We start from the raw sequence: 16,652 nt of genomic DNA on the forward strand, positions 1-16,652 counted from the left end.
TTGATACATTAGAACCTATATATAATTGAACAAAAACGAAACTAATCCACAAAAAATAAAGTATGGGCTCGAAAGAATTGGACTTATTCCTAATTTTGTAATCGAATTAATTATATCTTGTTGTAGATAAACTTTCTACTCAACAGCATAAATCATTTTATATGGATTCAGGAAGAATAATTTACCTAAATGGAGAGTTTCTCCCCGAAAAGCAAGCCCGCATTTCGGTATACGATTCAGCTTTGATGTTTGGTGACATGGTGTTTGAGATGACCCGCTCATTCAACAAAAAACAATTCAAAATCCGCGAACACCTAGAGCGCCTGTATCGTTCTATGGACTACCTCCACATTAAAATTCCTCATACTATAGACGAATTAGAAAAGATATGCTACGAAGTACTTGACCGCAACGACAAAGTATTTGCCGAGCACGATGAGCACCGCTTGATGGTAAATATCAGCCGTGGACCGCTGTCTTTCTATTCTGAAATTTTTGATGGCAAAGTAGAGCCTACTGTAGTAATTACCGACTTCCCCTTCAAGTGGACAGTAGCCACTATGGGACCTTTGTTTGATACAGGGGTAAATGCCGCCATCCCTTCACAAAGAGCCATTCCTGCATCTTTGCAAGAGCCTAAAGTAAAAAACCGTAGCCGTATGTTTTACATGATGGCCAACATTGAAGTGTCTAACATGTCGGGCGACCGCAATTGGGCGTTATTGCTTGATCCAGATGGATTTATTACTGAAGGTACAGGTAGTAACTTCTTTATTATTAAAGACAATAAATTGATTTGCCCTGAGCCTCGTAACATTTTGCGTGGGGTAAGCATGGAGTATGTAATCAATGAGTTGGCTCCTGCTTTAGGACTAGAGCATGAGTACCGCAATATTGAGCCTTATGATGTAATGAACGCTGACGAAGCATTTTATACAGCGACTCCTTTTTGTATGGTGCCTTGTACTTCTATCAATAATTACAAGATTGGCGATGGTAAAGTAGGGCCAATTTATACTAAATTGATTACTAAATGGGGTGAAAATGTAGGGGTAGACATTATTAAACAAATTAAAGATTATGGCGAAGAAGTAAGCGACTTGCGCGCCAAGCAAAAAACAATGCCAAGCACTTATCAATTTGTGAAGTAGTTATACAAAAAAAAATTAGAGTAATTTTTGAGCCCGCGAATTTCGCGGGTTTTTTTATGCCTGTTTTTGAGGAAAGCAAGATAGGTGTAATAAAGCATAGGTTTTTTAACTATTTATTTCAAGTCACTTTTTCTCGATAACCAACCTGCTAATTGTATTTAATGAAGAGGTTTTTTTAGCTAATATATACCTGTTAACTCAGCTTGAAAATACCTAAAAAACTAGTTCAAACCTTGTTTTTTTATACTTTCAGGCTTGTTTTTGAAACCAAATAATATGCTTTACATCATTTAAATCAGATTTAAATAAGAAATTTTTTTTACTGTTTTAACCGATAAATGTTTGGTTTATGAAACAAAATAGCTATAATTGCGCTATAATTAGAAAATTATGTGGAACAGAAATAAAAATATAGGATAGTTCAGTGAGAAAATTCAGTCTTACATATTGTATGAAAGAAGCACCAGTTTTGGTGCCACACTCACAAAAAGTTAATATTGACTTTTTAGCGAAGGGTACGGGTATACCTCTACATCCTATCTGGATTGATATATAATTATTCCAAGATATAAAGGTAGCCCGAACCCAACAAGGTTCGGGTTTTTTTGTGCCTTTTTTTGCCAAATCCGCAAATAACACACCGCCGTGAACACCCGCAAGGGGAAAGAAATAACACTAAATTCAAGTATTTCACACAATTTAAATAACACATAACAAAAATGTTTAGCCTATTTACCACCTCCAAAAAGGGGCAGCCTAGTGTGGTGAAAAAGCCCAGTAAACCTAGGTTTGCTGCCAGATTAATAATTGTAAAACGACATGCCGACTGGTGTGCCGCAAGTAAGGTGATGACTCCGGTTTTCAATGATTTGAAAAATCGTTTCGACGGTAGAGAAGTGTTGTTCGTGGACTTTAATTACACCAATAATACCTCCCGTTATCAGTCTGACCTTTTGGCTACTGCCCTCGGAGTTGACCGCAGTGTTAAAAAGCATGCGGGCACTGGGTTTATCTTGTTGATAGACGCCGAGACCAAGCAGGTAATCGAGAAATTTACTCGTAGACAATCGTTCGAAGAAATGGTAAACTTAGTAAAAGACAGACTTTTAGAGAGTTTGGAGCGGGAAAAAATGATTGCCCAACTACAAAAAGAAGCTGGCAAAGGCAAATAACCTTTTGTGGTTTCGTTGGGCAACAGGTGTACACAACCCTGCATGGGGTTGTGGTTTTCCCCAACAAACACCCCTTTAAAATTTAAACAAATTTATTAGATGAAAACGTGTAGCGTCGAAACCCATTCGGCGAAAAAAGGACTTGATTGTCCAGGCTATGAATGGGTTTATTTATATCGTATAAATACGATATTTTAGATTTGTTTATTCACCTATCACAGGTGGAGCAAAAACCGCATAGGTACTTCATTAAAACCTGAGCAATAGGGTAATGCTCTGTTGCTCATAAACCTAAAATAACAATGACAAAATCAAAAATGATATTACGGAATGTTACTGTATTCAGTAGTAACAATTTTATACTCCTGAAGGAGTTTGGTTCTTTTCTTTATTCTAATACTTCATGAAGCTTTGAGCGACTTGACTATAGTTTGCCTGACAAATATAAATAGGGTAAGTTATTGAAAAACAGTTGTTTAATACCTAAAAAAAACACTTGGTCGCTTGAAGCTTTGTCATTGAAAACTCTTATAGTGATGAGTTCTCGACTAAAAAAAGCGGACTTGACAAAGCCTCGCAAAACATTGGAGGCTTTGTTCCGCAAAAAGCTTAAACCAGAAAATTTAGAAGAAAATTCGCCTTATAAAGCCGTAGGGCAATTGATCCGTGGTGACTGGCAACGCACACGCCACGAGAAAAAAGCATTTTATCATTTTTTAGATAACATAGCCCGACGTAAGGGGTATGAGATTTACCGTGAAGCTGAGGCTTTGCTCGCCGTATTTGGTCAGGCAAGCCAATGGTTGCGTTTGCCCAAAGGCTGGATGCCTACCCAAACTGAAGATACCCAAACGGTATTTTCTGATTTGGTACATTACCTATTTGCACAGTATGAGGTACCCCAGTTTATGGACAATGCCTGGCACAAAGGCAATGTGGTACATATCGACTGGTTTATACATTTGGGCAAAGGGCAAAATATCAGGACTGCCCCTAATATGTATGCACATTTGACTAAAAAAATGGCGCATCATTTTTTGCAGGCACCCGCAGATTATACCATCGAAGAAGCCTTGACATACGGACAAGTAACTGCCTTAGGGGGCGATGATTTGTTGATTAAACAATTGCTGAACAGCCCATTGTTGGGTATATGCCAAGACCAAGGTTTTTGGTTGTCGCTATTACAATTCTTCCTGAACAACAAAGAGCTGGCTCAAGATAACCACATAAAAAATATAGTGGAGTTTATCAACATCAAACGAATGACTGATGTGGTAGTAGATGATTATGGACAACTTACAGGCAAAGTAGGCAGACCTTATTTGCTTAAGCAAAAAACGGCTGTTTCGATGATGCGAGAGGTAAGGGTTTGGCAACAAAAAATGGCGAATAGTTATAGCTATGACCAGCTCACTACTTGGGCACCTGTCAAGGTGAATAATTTCTTGAAAAAAGGCAATGGTATCACTTATCGCATTATGCAACTGACCAACAATTTTGCGCTCTTGCGTGAAGGCGAAAAAAATGAGACATTGTGTGGGCAGTTATATGCATCGATGCCAAATAGGTGATGTATCTATTTGGGCATTGACCGCTACTTCGGGTTCTTCAGTAAAACCACTATTAACGATAGAACTCAAGCAGAACAATACCATTGCACAAGTAAGGGGAAAGGTAAACAGAATGCCTGACCTGGAAGAAGCTAAGTTGATAAAACAATGGGCTACCCGTGAACAACTTAAGGTAGCACAGCATTGTGAGATTAGTGATTAATTAATTGTTTAAATAACTGATAATGAGGATTATATTTAAATATTTAGCGATATGCGAAACCATATTTTAGATGGCTTAGAAGATAGCGATCCTCTTGCTGAGAAAGCTATTTTCTTTCCTCTCCCTTCCTGAAAAAGCCAAAGAAGTAAGCTTGTTTGGGTAGGGTAAGACGACCAATGCTATTGTAGCATACCTTCATAACAAAACAATTACTTCTTGTATTGGGGTGGGTAAAATATACCTGCCCACAATTTGGCAATCATGAATAGACGACACTGTTCAAAATCTCACCGCAAAAACCGTAAATCACTCAAGATAGAGAAGAAAAAGCGGTTTCATAAAAAGCAAAACAAAAAATATCTCAAAAAATTAGTGTGGTCGGCTTATGCCAACACCATCAATGGTTTGCACCAACTTTATCATCAAGAAGTCAAGGCAGAAAATGCGTCTTTGTTGTTGCAAGGTATAGGAGATGTTTTACAGAATAACCAGCAGTTGGAGGGAGGAAAACGCATCAAGTTTTTAAACTTCTTAAAACAAGTTTTACGACCTGAAACCCTCCCGCTTTTGTATGCTCCTACTGCCTTATACAACACCTTTCGCTTTCGCAAATACTGGCTCAATACTCTAGAGAGTTGGCAACCTGTCAAGCACTGGAACCCTACCCATAAAAGCGGGGGTTTTGAGGTGTATGAGGCAATGCTGAAAGATTTATTACAACATTTGTTTGTGAAGTATGCGATGCCTGAGTTTATGTATCCAGTCTGGCAAGCCCAACATTCTACCCATTTATGGTGGTTTGTTCACTTGGGCAAAGGGGGCAGTATTAAAGATGTGCGTTCATTGCCTTTTAAGCTGAATAGTAAAATGGCGCATTATTTTACCCAAGCCCCCAGACACTACTCAGTAGAAAAAGCTTTGCTGTATGGGCAAGTAGGTGCACTAGGTGGCACTGAGGCTTTTTTTGAACAATGGTATGCTGCCCACTGGAAACGGATTTATAAAGACCCCCTGTTTTTTAGGCAAGTTATACAGTTTTTTGCCCGCTATCCTGAGCTCACCAATAACCGAGAAGTAGCACAGGTCATTAGTTTTATCAATGCTCACAAATACGATGGACAAAAAATATACACCAGAGCTAAGGGCATTGTACATGAGCCACCTGTTGCCCCAAGTTTTAGCCTCAAGGGGAGGACTGACCAATCAATCATGCGATTGGTAGACGAGTGGTTGAGTTCGCCTAGAGTATTGAGTAGTGTGTTTGATGATTCGTTACTTACCTGGACTCCAGACCCTACCAGCGACTTTGAATATTGGGATGCTGAAAAACAGGTATTGTACAAAATCTCGCAATTGATTAACAACTATGAGCTATGGCTAGAGGGCAAAGTTATGATGCATTGTGTAGGTACCTATACCCACAAATGCATGGGGGGCTATAGTACCATTTGGACAATGACCAAGGTAAATGCTCAGGGCAAAGAGGAGAAGTGTGTGACTATTGAGATGGGCAAAAAATGGAGAGTTTGCGAAATAAAGGGCAAGCGAAACCGTGAACCTAAGCCACAAGAGGTGGAAGTGGTAAAGCAATGGGTAAATAAAGAAAATCTGGCTTTGTCGATTGATTATTTATAGTAGTTAGTCATCACAGAGTTTAGTCATTTAACCATCCCCCCCTGTTTAACTCCGTTGAGAGATTACTGTATGTCGTCTTATTTGGGCAGTGGTGTATCAGGACACTGTTCTATTTGGTGTTTGTTAATAAGTACAATTACTCTAGGAGTAAATGATAGTACAAGCAAGAGGGATATATAGCTATATGCTTGACCATAAAGAGACGGGTATGCTGAATGCTTGAGCAGATGCTCAAGGTTTGATTTATGATGTGTGTTGATACATTGTAAACCTAAAAATCGTGTGTGAAATGTAAGCTTAAGAAAAGTAAGCTAATTTGGAACAGGTACGTGAGGTTTCGCGCTATCTATTTTTTTTGTGTAGAAAACTGAAGTAACTTTAATCATCAAATTTTTGAACTTATTATGAAATCTTAACATTATGAATCCTACTGTATTAATTACAGGTGCGTCGAGTGGTATTGGAGCTGCTTTGGCGTATGTTTTTGCTGCTAAAGGCTACAATACGGTGTTGGTGGCACGTCGCGAAGACAAGCTCAAGGCCATTGCCGAAGATATAGAACATCGGTTTGAAACCAAAGCATGGGTGAAACCACAAGACTTAAGTGTAGCAAATGCCGCCCAAACACTTTATGAGCAACTCATCGAGAAAGACATTCATATCAATGTATTGATAAATAATGCAGGTTTGGGCAATATAGGTAAACTTGCTGAACAAACTACTGCCAATAGTTTTCAGATGTTACAAGTAAATGTGACGGCTTTGACTGAACTTACTCAAGTGTTTGTCAAAGATATGTTGGTACAAAAAGAACGAGACCTAGCCAATGGAGTAGCAGCGCATTACAAAATAATGAACATAGCTTCTTTGGCAGCGTTTCAGCCTGGCCCTAATATGGCGGTTTATTTTGCTTCTAAGGCTTATGTTTTATCATTTTCAGAAGCTATAGCCGAAGAGTTGAAAGAAGCTAACATAGGTGTTACTACTGTATGTCCTGGTATTACCCGCACCGATTTTTTGGAAAAAGCTCATTTGGCTAAAGAAAACCTTTATACCGAATGGGTAAGCCAAAGTGCCCAAGAAGTAGCTGAGGAAGCTTATAAAGCTTTATTTGATGGCAAAAGAGTGCATATTACCGGAGGAGTAGTTAATAGTATTTCAGCGAAAGCGGCAAGTATAGTACCCAACCGTTACCTCAACCCTATTACGGGTTGGTTGATAGAAAACATAGGAGGAGGCAAAGATGTGTGGTGATATATAAATAACACAATGGAGAAGTACTTGTGGCGTCTCTCCATTGTGTTTTATATTGGGTTATAAGAAAACCCTTAATCCTAATCCTAAGTTGATTACCCTAGAAACATTTTCTGACGAACTTACAGAGTTGGTGTCTCTGGTATACTGGTAGTATAGTCCTGGTTCAAGCGCTACATTAGGTGCCAAGAAAAACGAGTAACCTACGCCTACTTGCCAGTTAAAATTACTTACCTCAGTATTGCTATCCTTCACATTGGTTTGTCCCCAGCCTACTCTTCCAGCAAGAAACAAATCCTTTACCACATAACCCCGTACCCCAGGCTGAAGGCTTACTGTGTTGGCTACATTGCTGAAGTTAAAGTCGGTATTAAGTGTAAGGGCAAAACCTGGGGTGATAAAATAACCTACCTGTGGTGATATGTTAAACACATTTTGTGTGCTTGAAGTAGTTACCCCATTGATAGTGTTTTCGAATGTTGCGTTTACGAAAGCAATATTGCCGCCCAACATCCACCTGCCTTTAGCATAATGGTTATTTTGTGCCTGTAGGTTGAGGGCAACAAATATGAGGACGACTAGTAAAGTTAACTTTTTCATAAATAGTGTTGTGTTTAAGCTTTGAACAAGTTCATTGATAAAGCAACAAACTTACTTGTTTTTTGGGGTTTTCTCAAATACTATTTCTCAAACCATTTTTCACAAAAAATACACAGGTAGGTTTTAAAAACTTGTCAGACCTGGTTAGCATTTAGAAACCTCGACAGGGGTAAGTCGCTAGATGCCGATGCATATCGGTGCTTTAAGCAACAAGCTGCAAGTCCTTAGATACCGATGATGGTGCCCCGCAAGCGGGATGTCGGTATAGCCTGCACCAGGAAAACCCTGTTTAATTCCTCTTTGGCGTATTTACTATCTTGTGTTTGTAAGTTGTAGGCAGTAAGCGTGATTAATGTTAACAAGAATAATTTTTTCAGGGTGAATAAATATTTACTTTAATGAACCACTAAATGAGCAGGAATGTAGTATTTCTGAATGGCTCAACAAATGTTTTTTTCTTATGTCAAATAATATTGTAATACAATCTTCTAATGGTACTAAAATAGGCGAACTTGTACTTAAAAACTATTACCAGCCCACGTGGTCACCGTCTAAGGCTGACTTTTTTTTGGTCTATTACAACCTTGATCTTCATGGCGAAAAAAAGACTAACAACCGATACTTCACCAATAAGTATGTGATCAACGAAAAGTACCTGGCACTTCAAGAGTTTGTTGTCAAGGCAAGTGAAAAAGATTTGGATAATCAAAATACGCAATTGGTTGTGATAGATTTAGAACATAAACAGCAAAGTATAATATCCAGGATAGAACATGGGTATGTTACGCCAGTAGAGTTTACCACTAACGCTATTTTATATACAAAAAGCAAGGTAGGACAAGGTAGCCTACACAGCCATTTTGAAGCAACCCTAGCAGACATAAAAAACTGGGAGCCTATTGGCCTGACTAATAAATGATAGTATGAGGCAAGGCTAATTTTAAACGTTCTATTTCTTGAGCTTTTATAGGATTTCCTGCAAGCAGTAAAGTGTGCAAGCGTGGAAAATCTCCTTGCGTTACAGGAAGAGATTTGAGTTGGTTGTTTTCCAGTATCAGTGTTTCTAAATAATGAAGCTGACCAATGTTGGCGGGCAATGAGCTTAGTTGATTGTATCCCAAATGCAAAAAACGAAGCTTTTTTAGATTGTTGATAGTTTCCGGAATTTTGAGTAACCTATTTCCTTCAAAATTAGCTTCCTGCAACTGCTCCAGTGCCCCTATGCTATCAGGCAGGTCTACCAACTGGTTATAACTCAAATCTATACTCTTTAATTTTTTAAGGTAAATCAGGCTTTTGGGTAAAACGCTGATGTGGTCGTGCTTAATAGCGAGTTGTTGTAGTTGAATAAAATCTCCTATCCATTCAGGCAATGCTTGCCACTGTGTGTGTTGTATAACGAGCGTTTCTAACCAAGGTACTTTAGAGATTTGCAGAGCCATTTGGTGAATGTTCCCCCCTCCCGTTTTCAATGCTTTCAGGTTTTTTAGTTGACTAAAACCTTCTGGTAAATATTGAATTGGATTATTGATCAGGTCAAGCTCTTGTAAGTGAGTCAACCGAGATAGGGACGCTGGCAGAGAAGTAAGTTGATTATCAGCTAAATATAATGCATTAAGCTGTAGCATATCTCCCAAGTGGGCAGGCAAACTTTGGAGTAGGTTATGGTTCAAGTGTAACTCTTCAATTTGCCCAAGTTTTGTGATGGCAACGGGTAAACTTTTTAGGCGATTGTAAGACAAATACAAGGCTTTGAGTTGAGTAAGCTTTCCTATACTTTCGGGGAGTTTGAAGAGTACATTACGGCTTGCCACAAGTTTTTGCAAAGAGGTAAGTGAACCTAACTGACTAGGCAAAGTGCTTAAATTTAGGTCTGATATAGTGAGCAGGGTTACCTGCAAACGCTGTAATACCTGCCATTGCCTAATCAACAGTTGTAGTTCCCGTTTATGTACAAGGGTCAGGCTAGCTAATGTAAGGTTTTGTGCCACAGCAAGCCAATCTAATTTATGCTCCAGGCAAAACAACAAGGCTGTTTTTACCTTACAGTAAGGGTTATGAGTCAGTAGCATTTTCAATAGTTCCACTCCGTCAACCTCTGGGTATTTTATAAGCCTTTTGAATATGCGAAAAACTTGTTTGGGATCTAAAGTACTGTACAACGATTCTTGACTAAATTTTTGATTTGCCAGCTTGTCAAAAAATAGCCTGGCTTTGTTTTGAATGGTAGCATCCTCGTGAAAATAACTCAAAAACAATAAAGTAGAGGTGAGCTCAGGTGCAGGCGAATAGGCAGGTAATAGCTCAAAACCTAGCAGAATATTAGCACTTTCGCTACTTTGTAACAACTTCTTTAAGTTACCTATGGCAGTCATTTATTTCCCTTTTTCTGTTTGTTAAAAGGTACTAAAAAGATACTTGTGTTTGGGGCAACCAATCAGTGATTCGTTGTTTTTCGTGTGTTGGAATAGGGTTTTTATCCAATAATAAAAAACGCAACCCCCGCAGTTTCTGTATAGTCTGGGGCAGTTTAGTAAGCTGGTTGTTTTTTAGGTTGAGCGCATACAAACTGCGCATATTACCTATGCTTTTAGGCAATTGGGTAAGTTGATTTCCTTCAAGGTTCAAATGAACTACTTTACTTAATTGCCCTATACTTTCAGGCAATTGGGTAAGTTGATTTCCTTCAAGGTTCAAATGAACTACTTTACTTAATTGCCCTATACTTTCAGGCAAAGCAGTTAATGCGTTATAGTTCAATGACAGTAAAAATAATTTTTTCAAGTCATATATGATTTTGGGCAATTCAGTTAGCTTATTACCATCCACACTTAATTGATGTAAATTTTTAAGTTTGCCCAGTGACTTAGGTAATACTTGTAATTGATTGTAACTCAGGTTGAGCAAGCTAAGTCGGTGAAGGTTACCTATCCCTGGTGGTAGGTGAGTAAGTTTATTACCATCCACACTTAATTGATGTAAATTTTTAAGTTTGCCCAGTGACTTAGGTAATACTTGTAGTTGATTGTAACTCAGGTTGAGCAAGCTAAGTTGCTGAAGGTTACTTAGCTTTGGTGGTAGGTGAGTAAGCTTATTATAGGTCAGTTTTAGCTGAGTTAATGTTAATATTTGAGTAACCTGTTGGGGGAGACATGACAATTGATTTTGTTCAAGGTTTAACTCGCGTAGCTCGCTTAGTTTACCTATAGTGGCAGGCAAAGCGTCCAGTTGGTTGCGGGCAACCGACAATACCATCAGTTGAGCAAGATTGCCTATGCTGTCAGGTAGTTTTTTCAAGTGATTGTTGCTTAAACTCAAGTGGGAAAGCTTACGCAGATTGCCTATACTTTCTGGCAAATGTTTTAATTGATTTTTCTGAAGTTTTAAATATACCAGTGACGATAACTTGGTGATTACAGCTGGGAATTTTTCTATTCGGTTATTGTCGAGTGCCAGTTTTCCTATTTGCTTTAGTTGCTGCATAGACTCAGGTAGTTGTTGTATACGACAAGACGAAAGGGTAAGGTTTTGTAAATTGCTCAAGGTTCCCATTGTTTCAGGCAATGCCTTGATCCGATCTGATTTGAGAGTAAACGTCACAAGTTTTGAAAGTTTGCCTATATTGACAGGTACACAATGAAACTTATTACCACTTAGGTTGAGTGATTTTAGAGTGGTAAGGTGGGTTATTGCCAAAGGAAACTCTGTCAGTTGATTATTGTTTAGGTTGAGTTCCTGTAGGTGGGTTAATTGGTTTATTTCAGTAGGTATTTCAGTCAAACGGTTGCTTTGCAAGCACAGAGTTTGGATTTTTGGGATTTGAAATACCAACGGAGGTAGTTTTTCCAATCCAAACTCCAACAAGTTGAGCGTAGAAGATGACAACACTGGATGCTTAAGGTTTTGTATGTCAATGAGATTATGCTTCAAACCAAACCTATAGCCTCGGTTAATGTGTGCTATGGCAATAGACACAATCTCTTTGGCATTTACTAAAGGCGATTTACAAAACTGATTTAAAAAGTCAGATACGTCATGTTCACCCGAATAATGTTGGTAATGCAGCTTTTTAGTAAAGCGCGTAAACCCTAAAGAAGCATGTTCAGCAAACACTGTTTTCATTATTTCCTTTACTACGTTGTTTCGATGAAATAGCGATAAAACATAAATATAGCCCAACATAGACAAGGGTACCCCATTACCAGCCATAATTTGAACTGCCTGCCCTATGTTTGTCAGATCGTTGCTGTTAATCAATTGCTTGAGCTTTTTTGTATATATGCTTTTGTCCAAAGTTCCATCCATCATAGTATTATTAAAGTATGCTTGTTCAATAAGTGTAGTAGCTCTGTTCTATCTTTGAATTATATAATAATAAAAAAATAACTAAAAATAAGGCGAAACAGGCAGGTTATTCATTTTGGATAAACCACCATTGATACTTAGGGTGATTTTTTTTACTTTTTGGCAAAACAAATTTACAATTAAATTGTTATTTTTGTTGTGCCCTCCTCATTTTCATAATAAATAATCTACTTTTTACTTACATAAAACCCTGAAAAGATATGAATTTTACTATTTTTGTAAAACTCAATACTTACTATTTAAAATTACTCTTCATTGATAAGAGAGTTTTAAAGATTCAACGCATTATATGGCAAAAAAACACAAACATGTCCTACACAAAGAAAACTATCTAGGGAATTTACAATTTGACTTACCCGCTGGCTTAGTAGTTTTTCTGGTAGCTATCCCCCTTTGTTTGGGCATAGCACTAGGTTCACAACCCAAAGATGCCGGCTTAAGTTTCCCTATTTTCGCTGGTATTATTTCGGGTATTATTGGTGGCATCATTGTTCCCATTCTTAGTCAATCGCAACTGAGTGTAAGTGGTCCAGCTGCCGGGCTTACTGCGGTTGTAGCTGCTGGTGTATTTACTATTGGTTCATTTAATGGCTTTTTAGTAGCAGTATTTCTTGCCGGGCTTATTCAAATATTACTAGGTGTTTTACGTGCAGGTTTCATTGCTTATTATATTCCCTCCTCTGTCATTAAAGGAATGTTAGCAGCCATTGGTATCACACTTATTCTCAAAGAACTCCCCCACGCCATAGGTTACGACCCCAAACAATTTTCTCTTGCCTTTCATGACAACAGCCACGAAAACACATTTACTGCCATTGTACACGCTACTGAGCATGTAGAATGGGGAGCATTGATTATTACAGTTATTTCGCTCATTATTATGATTACCTGGGACTACAGTCGCTTAAAAGACTTTAGATGGGTGCCTAGTGCGCTTATTGTAGTAGTATTAGGAATAGTATTAAACGAAGTAGTATTAAATGGTGCCTTGCCTGCGTTGAAGCTTAACAACACACACAGGGTAAGTTTGCCTACCGAAGGCATTTTGAGTGGCTTATCGTTTCCTAATTGGGATTATTTATTTAAAAAAGAAGTGTGGATTATAGCAGTAACCATTGGTCTGATTGCCAGTGTTGAGACCCTTCTTACTGTAGAGGCAGTAGATAAATTAGACCCTTATAAACGGAAATCGCCCTTAGACAGAGAGCTGATTGCACAGGGATTGGGTAACACAATCGCTGGATTGATTGGAGGCTTGCCTATCACATCTGTAATTGTACGGAGTTCAGCAAGTATCAATGCTGGAGGACGTACCAAGATGGCTGCTTTTTTCCATGGGTTATTTTTGCTTATATCAGTGTTGTTTATCGCCCGTTACCTAAACCTGGTTCCATTGGCAAGTTTGGCGGCTATTTTATTAGTAGTAGGCTACAAGTTGGCAAAACCTTCAGTGTTTAAGCTTATTTATAAAAAAGGTTGGGAGCAATTTATCCCTTTTCTTATTACGATTGTTTCTATACTCCTGACCGATCTACTGGTAGGAGTCACCATTGGTATTGTAGTAGGACTGTTTTTTGTAATTCGTTCTAATTTTCATTCTTCTATTTCGGTTACCAAAGACGGCGATCATGTATTGGTTCGTTTCAACAAAGATGCTTCTTTCCTGAACAAACCTTTGCTGTTGGATGCCCTCGAGAGCATAGAAGAGAACAGTCACGTAGTGATAGATGGCACTCGTGCCCAATATATGGATAGCGATATATCCGAACTACTGGATGAGTTTCAACAAGAAGCCAAACTTAAAAACATTAAAGTTGAACTACGCAATGTCACCAAGTTGATCCCTGTGTAGTCTTCATCAGGAAAACATAAAAACCAAGCAATAATATCAGGCAACCTGCCTGATATTGTCGCTTTTTTTATAGCATTTCTTTTAGTTTTTCTGTAAAAATATAGTCAAGAATTTGTTGGGTTTGGTTGGGGTAATCTTTATGTACTATGGGAGTGTGAGCTAACCAATCTTTGAGTGTTTCGCTAAAGTCTTTGTTTATTTTTCGTACTACTTTTATTCCTAAACGTCGCATTGCTTCAGCATTACACCATTGTTCATACTGTCCCAAAATAGGCAAAACCAATAGTTTTTTGCCTAAGGTAATGGCCTCAGCGGGACCCTCAAAACCAGCCCCAGTAATCATTCCTGATCCACTGGCAAGGCTTTGCATGAATGCCTGCCCGTCTATAGGGTGCAAGGTTACATTTTTATGTATTTCTTTGTGAGTACAATGTTTAGAGAATAAGTCAAAGCGTGTATCGGTAACTTTGAGCAGGTGAGGCACTACTTGCTGGTGATGGTAGTGCGATAAATAAATAGTATAGTGGTTTTGCTGATCAAAAGGAAGAGTATATAACTCTTTACGTAAGATAGGCAGGAAAATATTCTGGTCGTATTTATCAAAGTGTAAGCCTACATAATGGCTTGCTGGGGCATAACGTTTCAATACTGCTTCACCTATCAGGTCAAAATGCTTAGGGCGTGGTACAGCCTTAGATTGAAACGATGCTTGATGCCCAAAACCCAGGCAAGGTTTTTTTTTGAGACGACAAGCCCAGGCAGTAATAGGTTCAAAGTCATTGAGTACCACATCATACTGTTCTATTGGAAACTGTCTCATTTCTTTGTATGCCCTGCTAAACTGCAGCTCACGCAGGGTAGTCCAATAAGCAAGCCCTCCTTTTTTGGTATAGCTAAAAGTAATGCCTTTACTTTTATACTTAATATCATAAGGTATTTTTACCTGTGATTTGTTGCCACTCAAAAACACATCAACCTCCCCGTACTGTTGTAATAAAGGAATAAGTTCTATGGCCCGGCTTACATGCCCATTGCCTGTGCCTTGTACTGCGTACAAAATTTTCATTGGTTTTTGGCTTGCTTAATAACCATCAAACCTACAAAGCGTTTGCCTGAAACCCAAATGTCACTTCTTGAAACCAGGTCTTATACAATGTTATTACAGCAATTCCCTGGTTTGTATACAGTTAAAATTATTTAAACAAACACTGTTTCGTGAATTACTTTTTCTATGTGAAAATTTTCTTCTTTAGACTTCATCTTTGTTTGTTTCTTATCTTTTTTGACTTGTGTTTCATCGTATTGGTACAACTTCCAGGTACCATTGTTATACTCCAACGACGTTAGGTTTTCTATCCAGTCTCCGCTGTTTAAATACAATACCTCTCCTTGTTTTTGGGTGTTTTGCATTACTTTTATCTGTGGTTGGTGAATGTGTCCACATATCAAATAGTCAAAGTTATTCTCAATGGCAAGGTCAGAAGCTACCTGTTCGAAGTCTTGAATATATTTGATGGCACTTTTTACACTATTTTTGATCCGTTTGGAAAGCGACATCTTCTCTCTGCCCATTTTGGTAAGCACAAAATTAACTAAGCTATTGAGCATAATAAGTAAGTCGTAGCCAATGCCTCCTAAACGGGCTAACCATTTGGCGTTTTTCATTGTTGCATCAAACACATCTCCGTGAAAAATCCAAGCTTTTTTATCGTCTATAGTCAGTGACATCTTGTCTAACAAGTGAAAGTTGCCAATGCTGGCGTTAGAAAAACGGCGTAACATTTCGTCGTGGTTTCCAGTGAGGTAATATACTTCGGTGCCATCCAGCAACATATTGATTACTTGTTTGATTACGGCAAAGTGAGTTTTAGGCCAAAATCGTTTGTTAAACTGCCAAATGTCTATAATATCACCGTTGAGAATAAGCTTCTTAGGCTTGATGCTTTTTAGGTAGCGGGTAAGTTCTTTTGATTGGCAACCATAGGTGCCTAAGTGTACATCAGAAATTACTACAATTTCTACATCTCTTTTGTTCATAATGTATGGAGTATGGAGTGTAGGTCAAATGTAGGATTTTTTTAAGACGAATCGGTTAGCGCAAGGTCAAGCTTATTTTATCGAAAAAGCAAGGATAGGAACAAATGCAATCTCCAGACAACCTTACCTTAGCACTGACTTAATACTAAGGTAACTTTTTTAAAACTTCACCTTCCTATAAATATCTTTAACCGTTAGATGGAGGTTCAATTGTACAAGTGTGATGGTATCTTCAGGTTGTTGATAGGTGGTATATTTCCAAAAACCTTCTTGTCGTTCGTATACTTCTACAAAATACTTGTATTGATCGATGAGTATATAATAACGCAAAGAAGGTATGCGCATATAAGTATTTTGCTTTTGGTCTTTGTCATATTGCCGGGTAGACTTAGACAAAACCTCTACCACCAAAGAGGGGGATGTGATCTTGTGATCTTGCCCATCTTCTAAGTCTTTTGGGGCACAGGTATACACTACATCTGGGTATACATAATGGGTATTAGCTAATATTTCTACTTTGATGTCGCCAGTGAAAACATCGCAGTCATCAGAAATTAAGTTGTCGATAAGGTGATGAGTATTATTGGCAATACGGTTATGATTGATTGTACCGCCTGACATGGCAAATACTTCTCCATGATAGTACTCATAACGTGTACCGTCGGTTTGCTCCAAATCAAGGTACTCTGGGTAAGAATAATGTGTTTGTTTAGGTTTTGCTTGTCCCATAATATTTTGCTTTTGTCAAATATACATAAAATTCTTCATAACATTTTACCCCCACGGCTAGTTTAGCAGGCAGTGTAAAAA

At 38.3% G+C, this 16,652-nt stretch carries 14 protein-coding genes; 8 read left to right on the top strand and 6 right to left on the bottom strand.

Annotated features, from left to right (window positions below; all coding sequences use genetic code 11):
- The first annotated feature begins 161 nt into the window (after positions 1–161).
- The 6 genes from M23134_RS07200 to M23134_RS07225 all read left to right on the top strand — a co-directional run bounded on the left by M23134_RS07200 (position 162) and on the right by M23134_RS07225 (position 6,988).
- Complete coding sequence (locus M23134_RS07200) at positions 162–1,151, top strand: aminotransferase class IV (protein ID WP_002694967.1); 990 nt, start codon at positions 162–164, stop codon at positions 1,149–1,151.
- 719 nt (positions 1,152–1,870) lie between these two features.
- On the top strand, positions 1,871–2,323 hold the full coding sequence (locus M23134_RS07205; protein WP_002694970.1) for a TlpA family protein disulfide reductase: 453 nt from the start codon (positions 1,871–1,873) through the stop codon (positions 2,321–2,323).
- A 536-nt stretch (positions 2,324–2,859) separates the two neighbouring features.
- Positions 2,860–3,897, top strand: coding sequence for a hypothetical protein (locus M23134_RS07210; RefSeq protein ID WP_045113152.1), 1,038 nt, complete (start codon positions 2,860–2,862; stop codon positions 3,895–3,897).
- Positions 3,875–4,099 carry a hypothetical protein gene (locus tag M23134_RS07215; RefSeq protein WP_002694974.1) on the top strand — a complete coding sequence of 75 codons (225 nt, stop codon included), beginning with the start codon at positions 3,875–3,877 and terminating at the stop codon, positions 4,097–4,099. The genes M23134_RS07210 and M23134_RS07215 overlap by 23 nt, the downstream gene beginning before the upstream one ends.
- 261 nt (positions 4,100–4,360) lie before the next feature.
- Positions 4,361–5,734 (top strand): PcfJ domain-containing protein, encoded by a 1,374-nt coding sequence (locus M23134_RS07220; RefSeq protein ID WP_002694979.1) that lies wholly within the window; start codon positions 4,361–4,363, stop codon positions 5,732–5,734.
- Between the two features lie 420 nt (positions 5,735–6,154).
- Complete coding sequence (locus M23134_RS07225; protein ID WP_002694981.1) at positions 6,155–6,988, top strand: SDR family NAD(P)-dependent oxidoreductase; 834 nt, start codon at positions 6,155–6,157, stop codon at positions 6,986–6,988.
- 60 nt (positions 6,989–7,048) lie between these two features.
- Here the strand turns inward: M23134_RS07225 and M23134_RS07230 are convergent, their stop codons facing one another.
- A complete protein-coding gene (locus M23134_RS07230) occupies positions 7,049–7,588 on the bottom strand; it encodes an outer membrane beta-barrel protein (RefSeq protein ID WP_002694983.1) in 540 nt (179 codons plus the stop codon).
- 460 nt (positions 7,589–8,048) lie between these two features.
- Here M23134_RS07230 and M23134_RS07235 point away from each other — a divergent pair, with 460 nt between their 5' ends.
- Positions 8,049–8,507: a hypothetical protein gene (locus M23134_RS07235; RefSeq protein WP_002694985.1), complete on the top strand. Its 459-nt coding sequence runs from the start codon at positions 8,049–8,051 to the stop codon at positions 8,505–8,507.
- Here M23134_RS07235 and M23134_RS37670 read toward each other — a convergent pair.
- Positions 8,497–9,963, bottom strand: a complete 1,467-nt coding sequence (locus M23134_RS37670) for a leucine-rich repeat domain-containing protein (protein ID WP_002694987.1) — start codon at positions 9,961–9,963, stop codon at positions 8,497–8,499. The two genes, M23134_RS07235 and M23134_RS37670, sit on opposite strands and share 11 nt — an antisense overlap.
- 31 nt (positions 9,964–9,994) lie before the next feature.
- Positions 9,995–11,896 carry a leucine-rich repeat domain-containing protein gene (locus M23134_RS07245; protein WP_002694989.1) on the bottom strand — a complete coding sequence of 634 codons (1,902 nt, stop codon included), beginning with the start codon at positions 11,894–11,896 and terminating at the stop codon, positions 9,995–9,997.
- A 346-nt stretch (positions 11,897–12,242) separates the two neighbouring features.
- Here M23134_RS07245 and M23134_RS07250 point away from each other — a divergent pair, with 346 nt between their 5' ends.
- Positions 12,243–13,805, top strand: coding sequence for a SulP family inorganic anion transporter (locus tag M23134_RS07250; RefSeq protein WP_002694991.1), 1,563 nt, complete (start codon positions 12,243–12,245; stop codon positions 13,803–13,805).
- A gap of 67 nt (positions 13,806–13,872) precedes the next feature.
- Here the strand turns inward: M23134_RS07250 and M23134_RS07255 are convergent, their stop codons facing one another.
- From M23134_RS07255 to M23134_RS07265, 3 genes are all read right to left on the bottom strand, one after another.
- The gene (locus M23134_RS07255) at positions 13,873–14,871 is read right to left on the bottom strand and encodes a glycosyltransferase family protein (RefSeq protein ID WP_002694993.1); all 999 of its coding nucleotides are present in this window, start codon (positions 14,869–14,871) and stop codon (positions 13,873–13,875) included.
- Positions 14,872–15,002: 131 nt separating this feature from the next.
- Complete coding sequence (locus M23134_RS07260) at positions 15,003–15,842, bottom strand: UDP-2,3-diacylglucosamine diphosphatase (RefSeq protein WP_002694995.1); 840 nt, start codon at positions 15,840–15,842, stop codon at positions 15,003–15,005.
- Positions 15,843–16,001: 159 nt separating this feature from the next.
- On the bottom strand, positions 16,002–16,571 hold the full coding sequence (locus M23134_RS07265; protein WP_002694997.1) for a Uma2 family endonuclease: 570 nt from the start codon (positions 16,569–16,571) through the stop codon (positions 16,002–16,004).
- Between the last annotated feature and the right edge of the window lie 81 nt (positions 16,572–16,652).

This window comes from Microscilla marina ATCC 23134 (genome assembly GCF_000169175.1).
Lineage (GTDB): Bacteria > Bacteroidota > Bacteroidia > Cytophagales > Microscillaceae > Microscilla > Microscilla marina.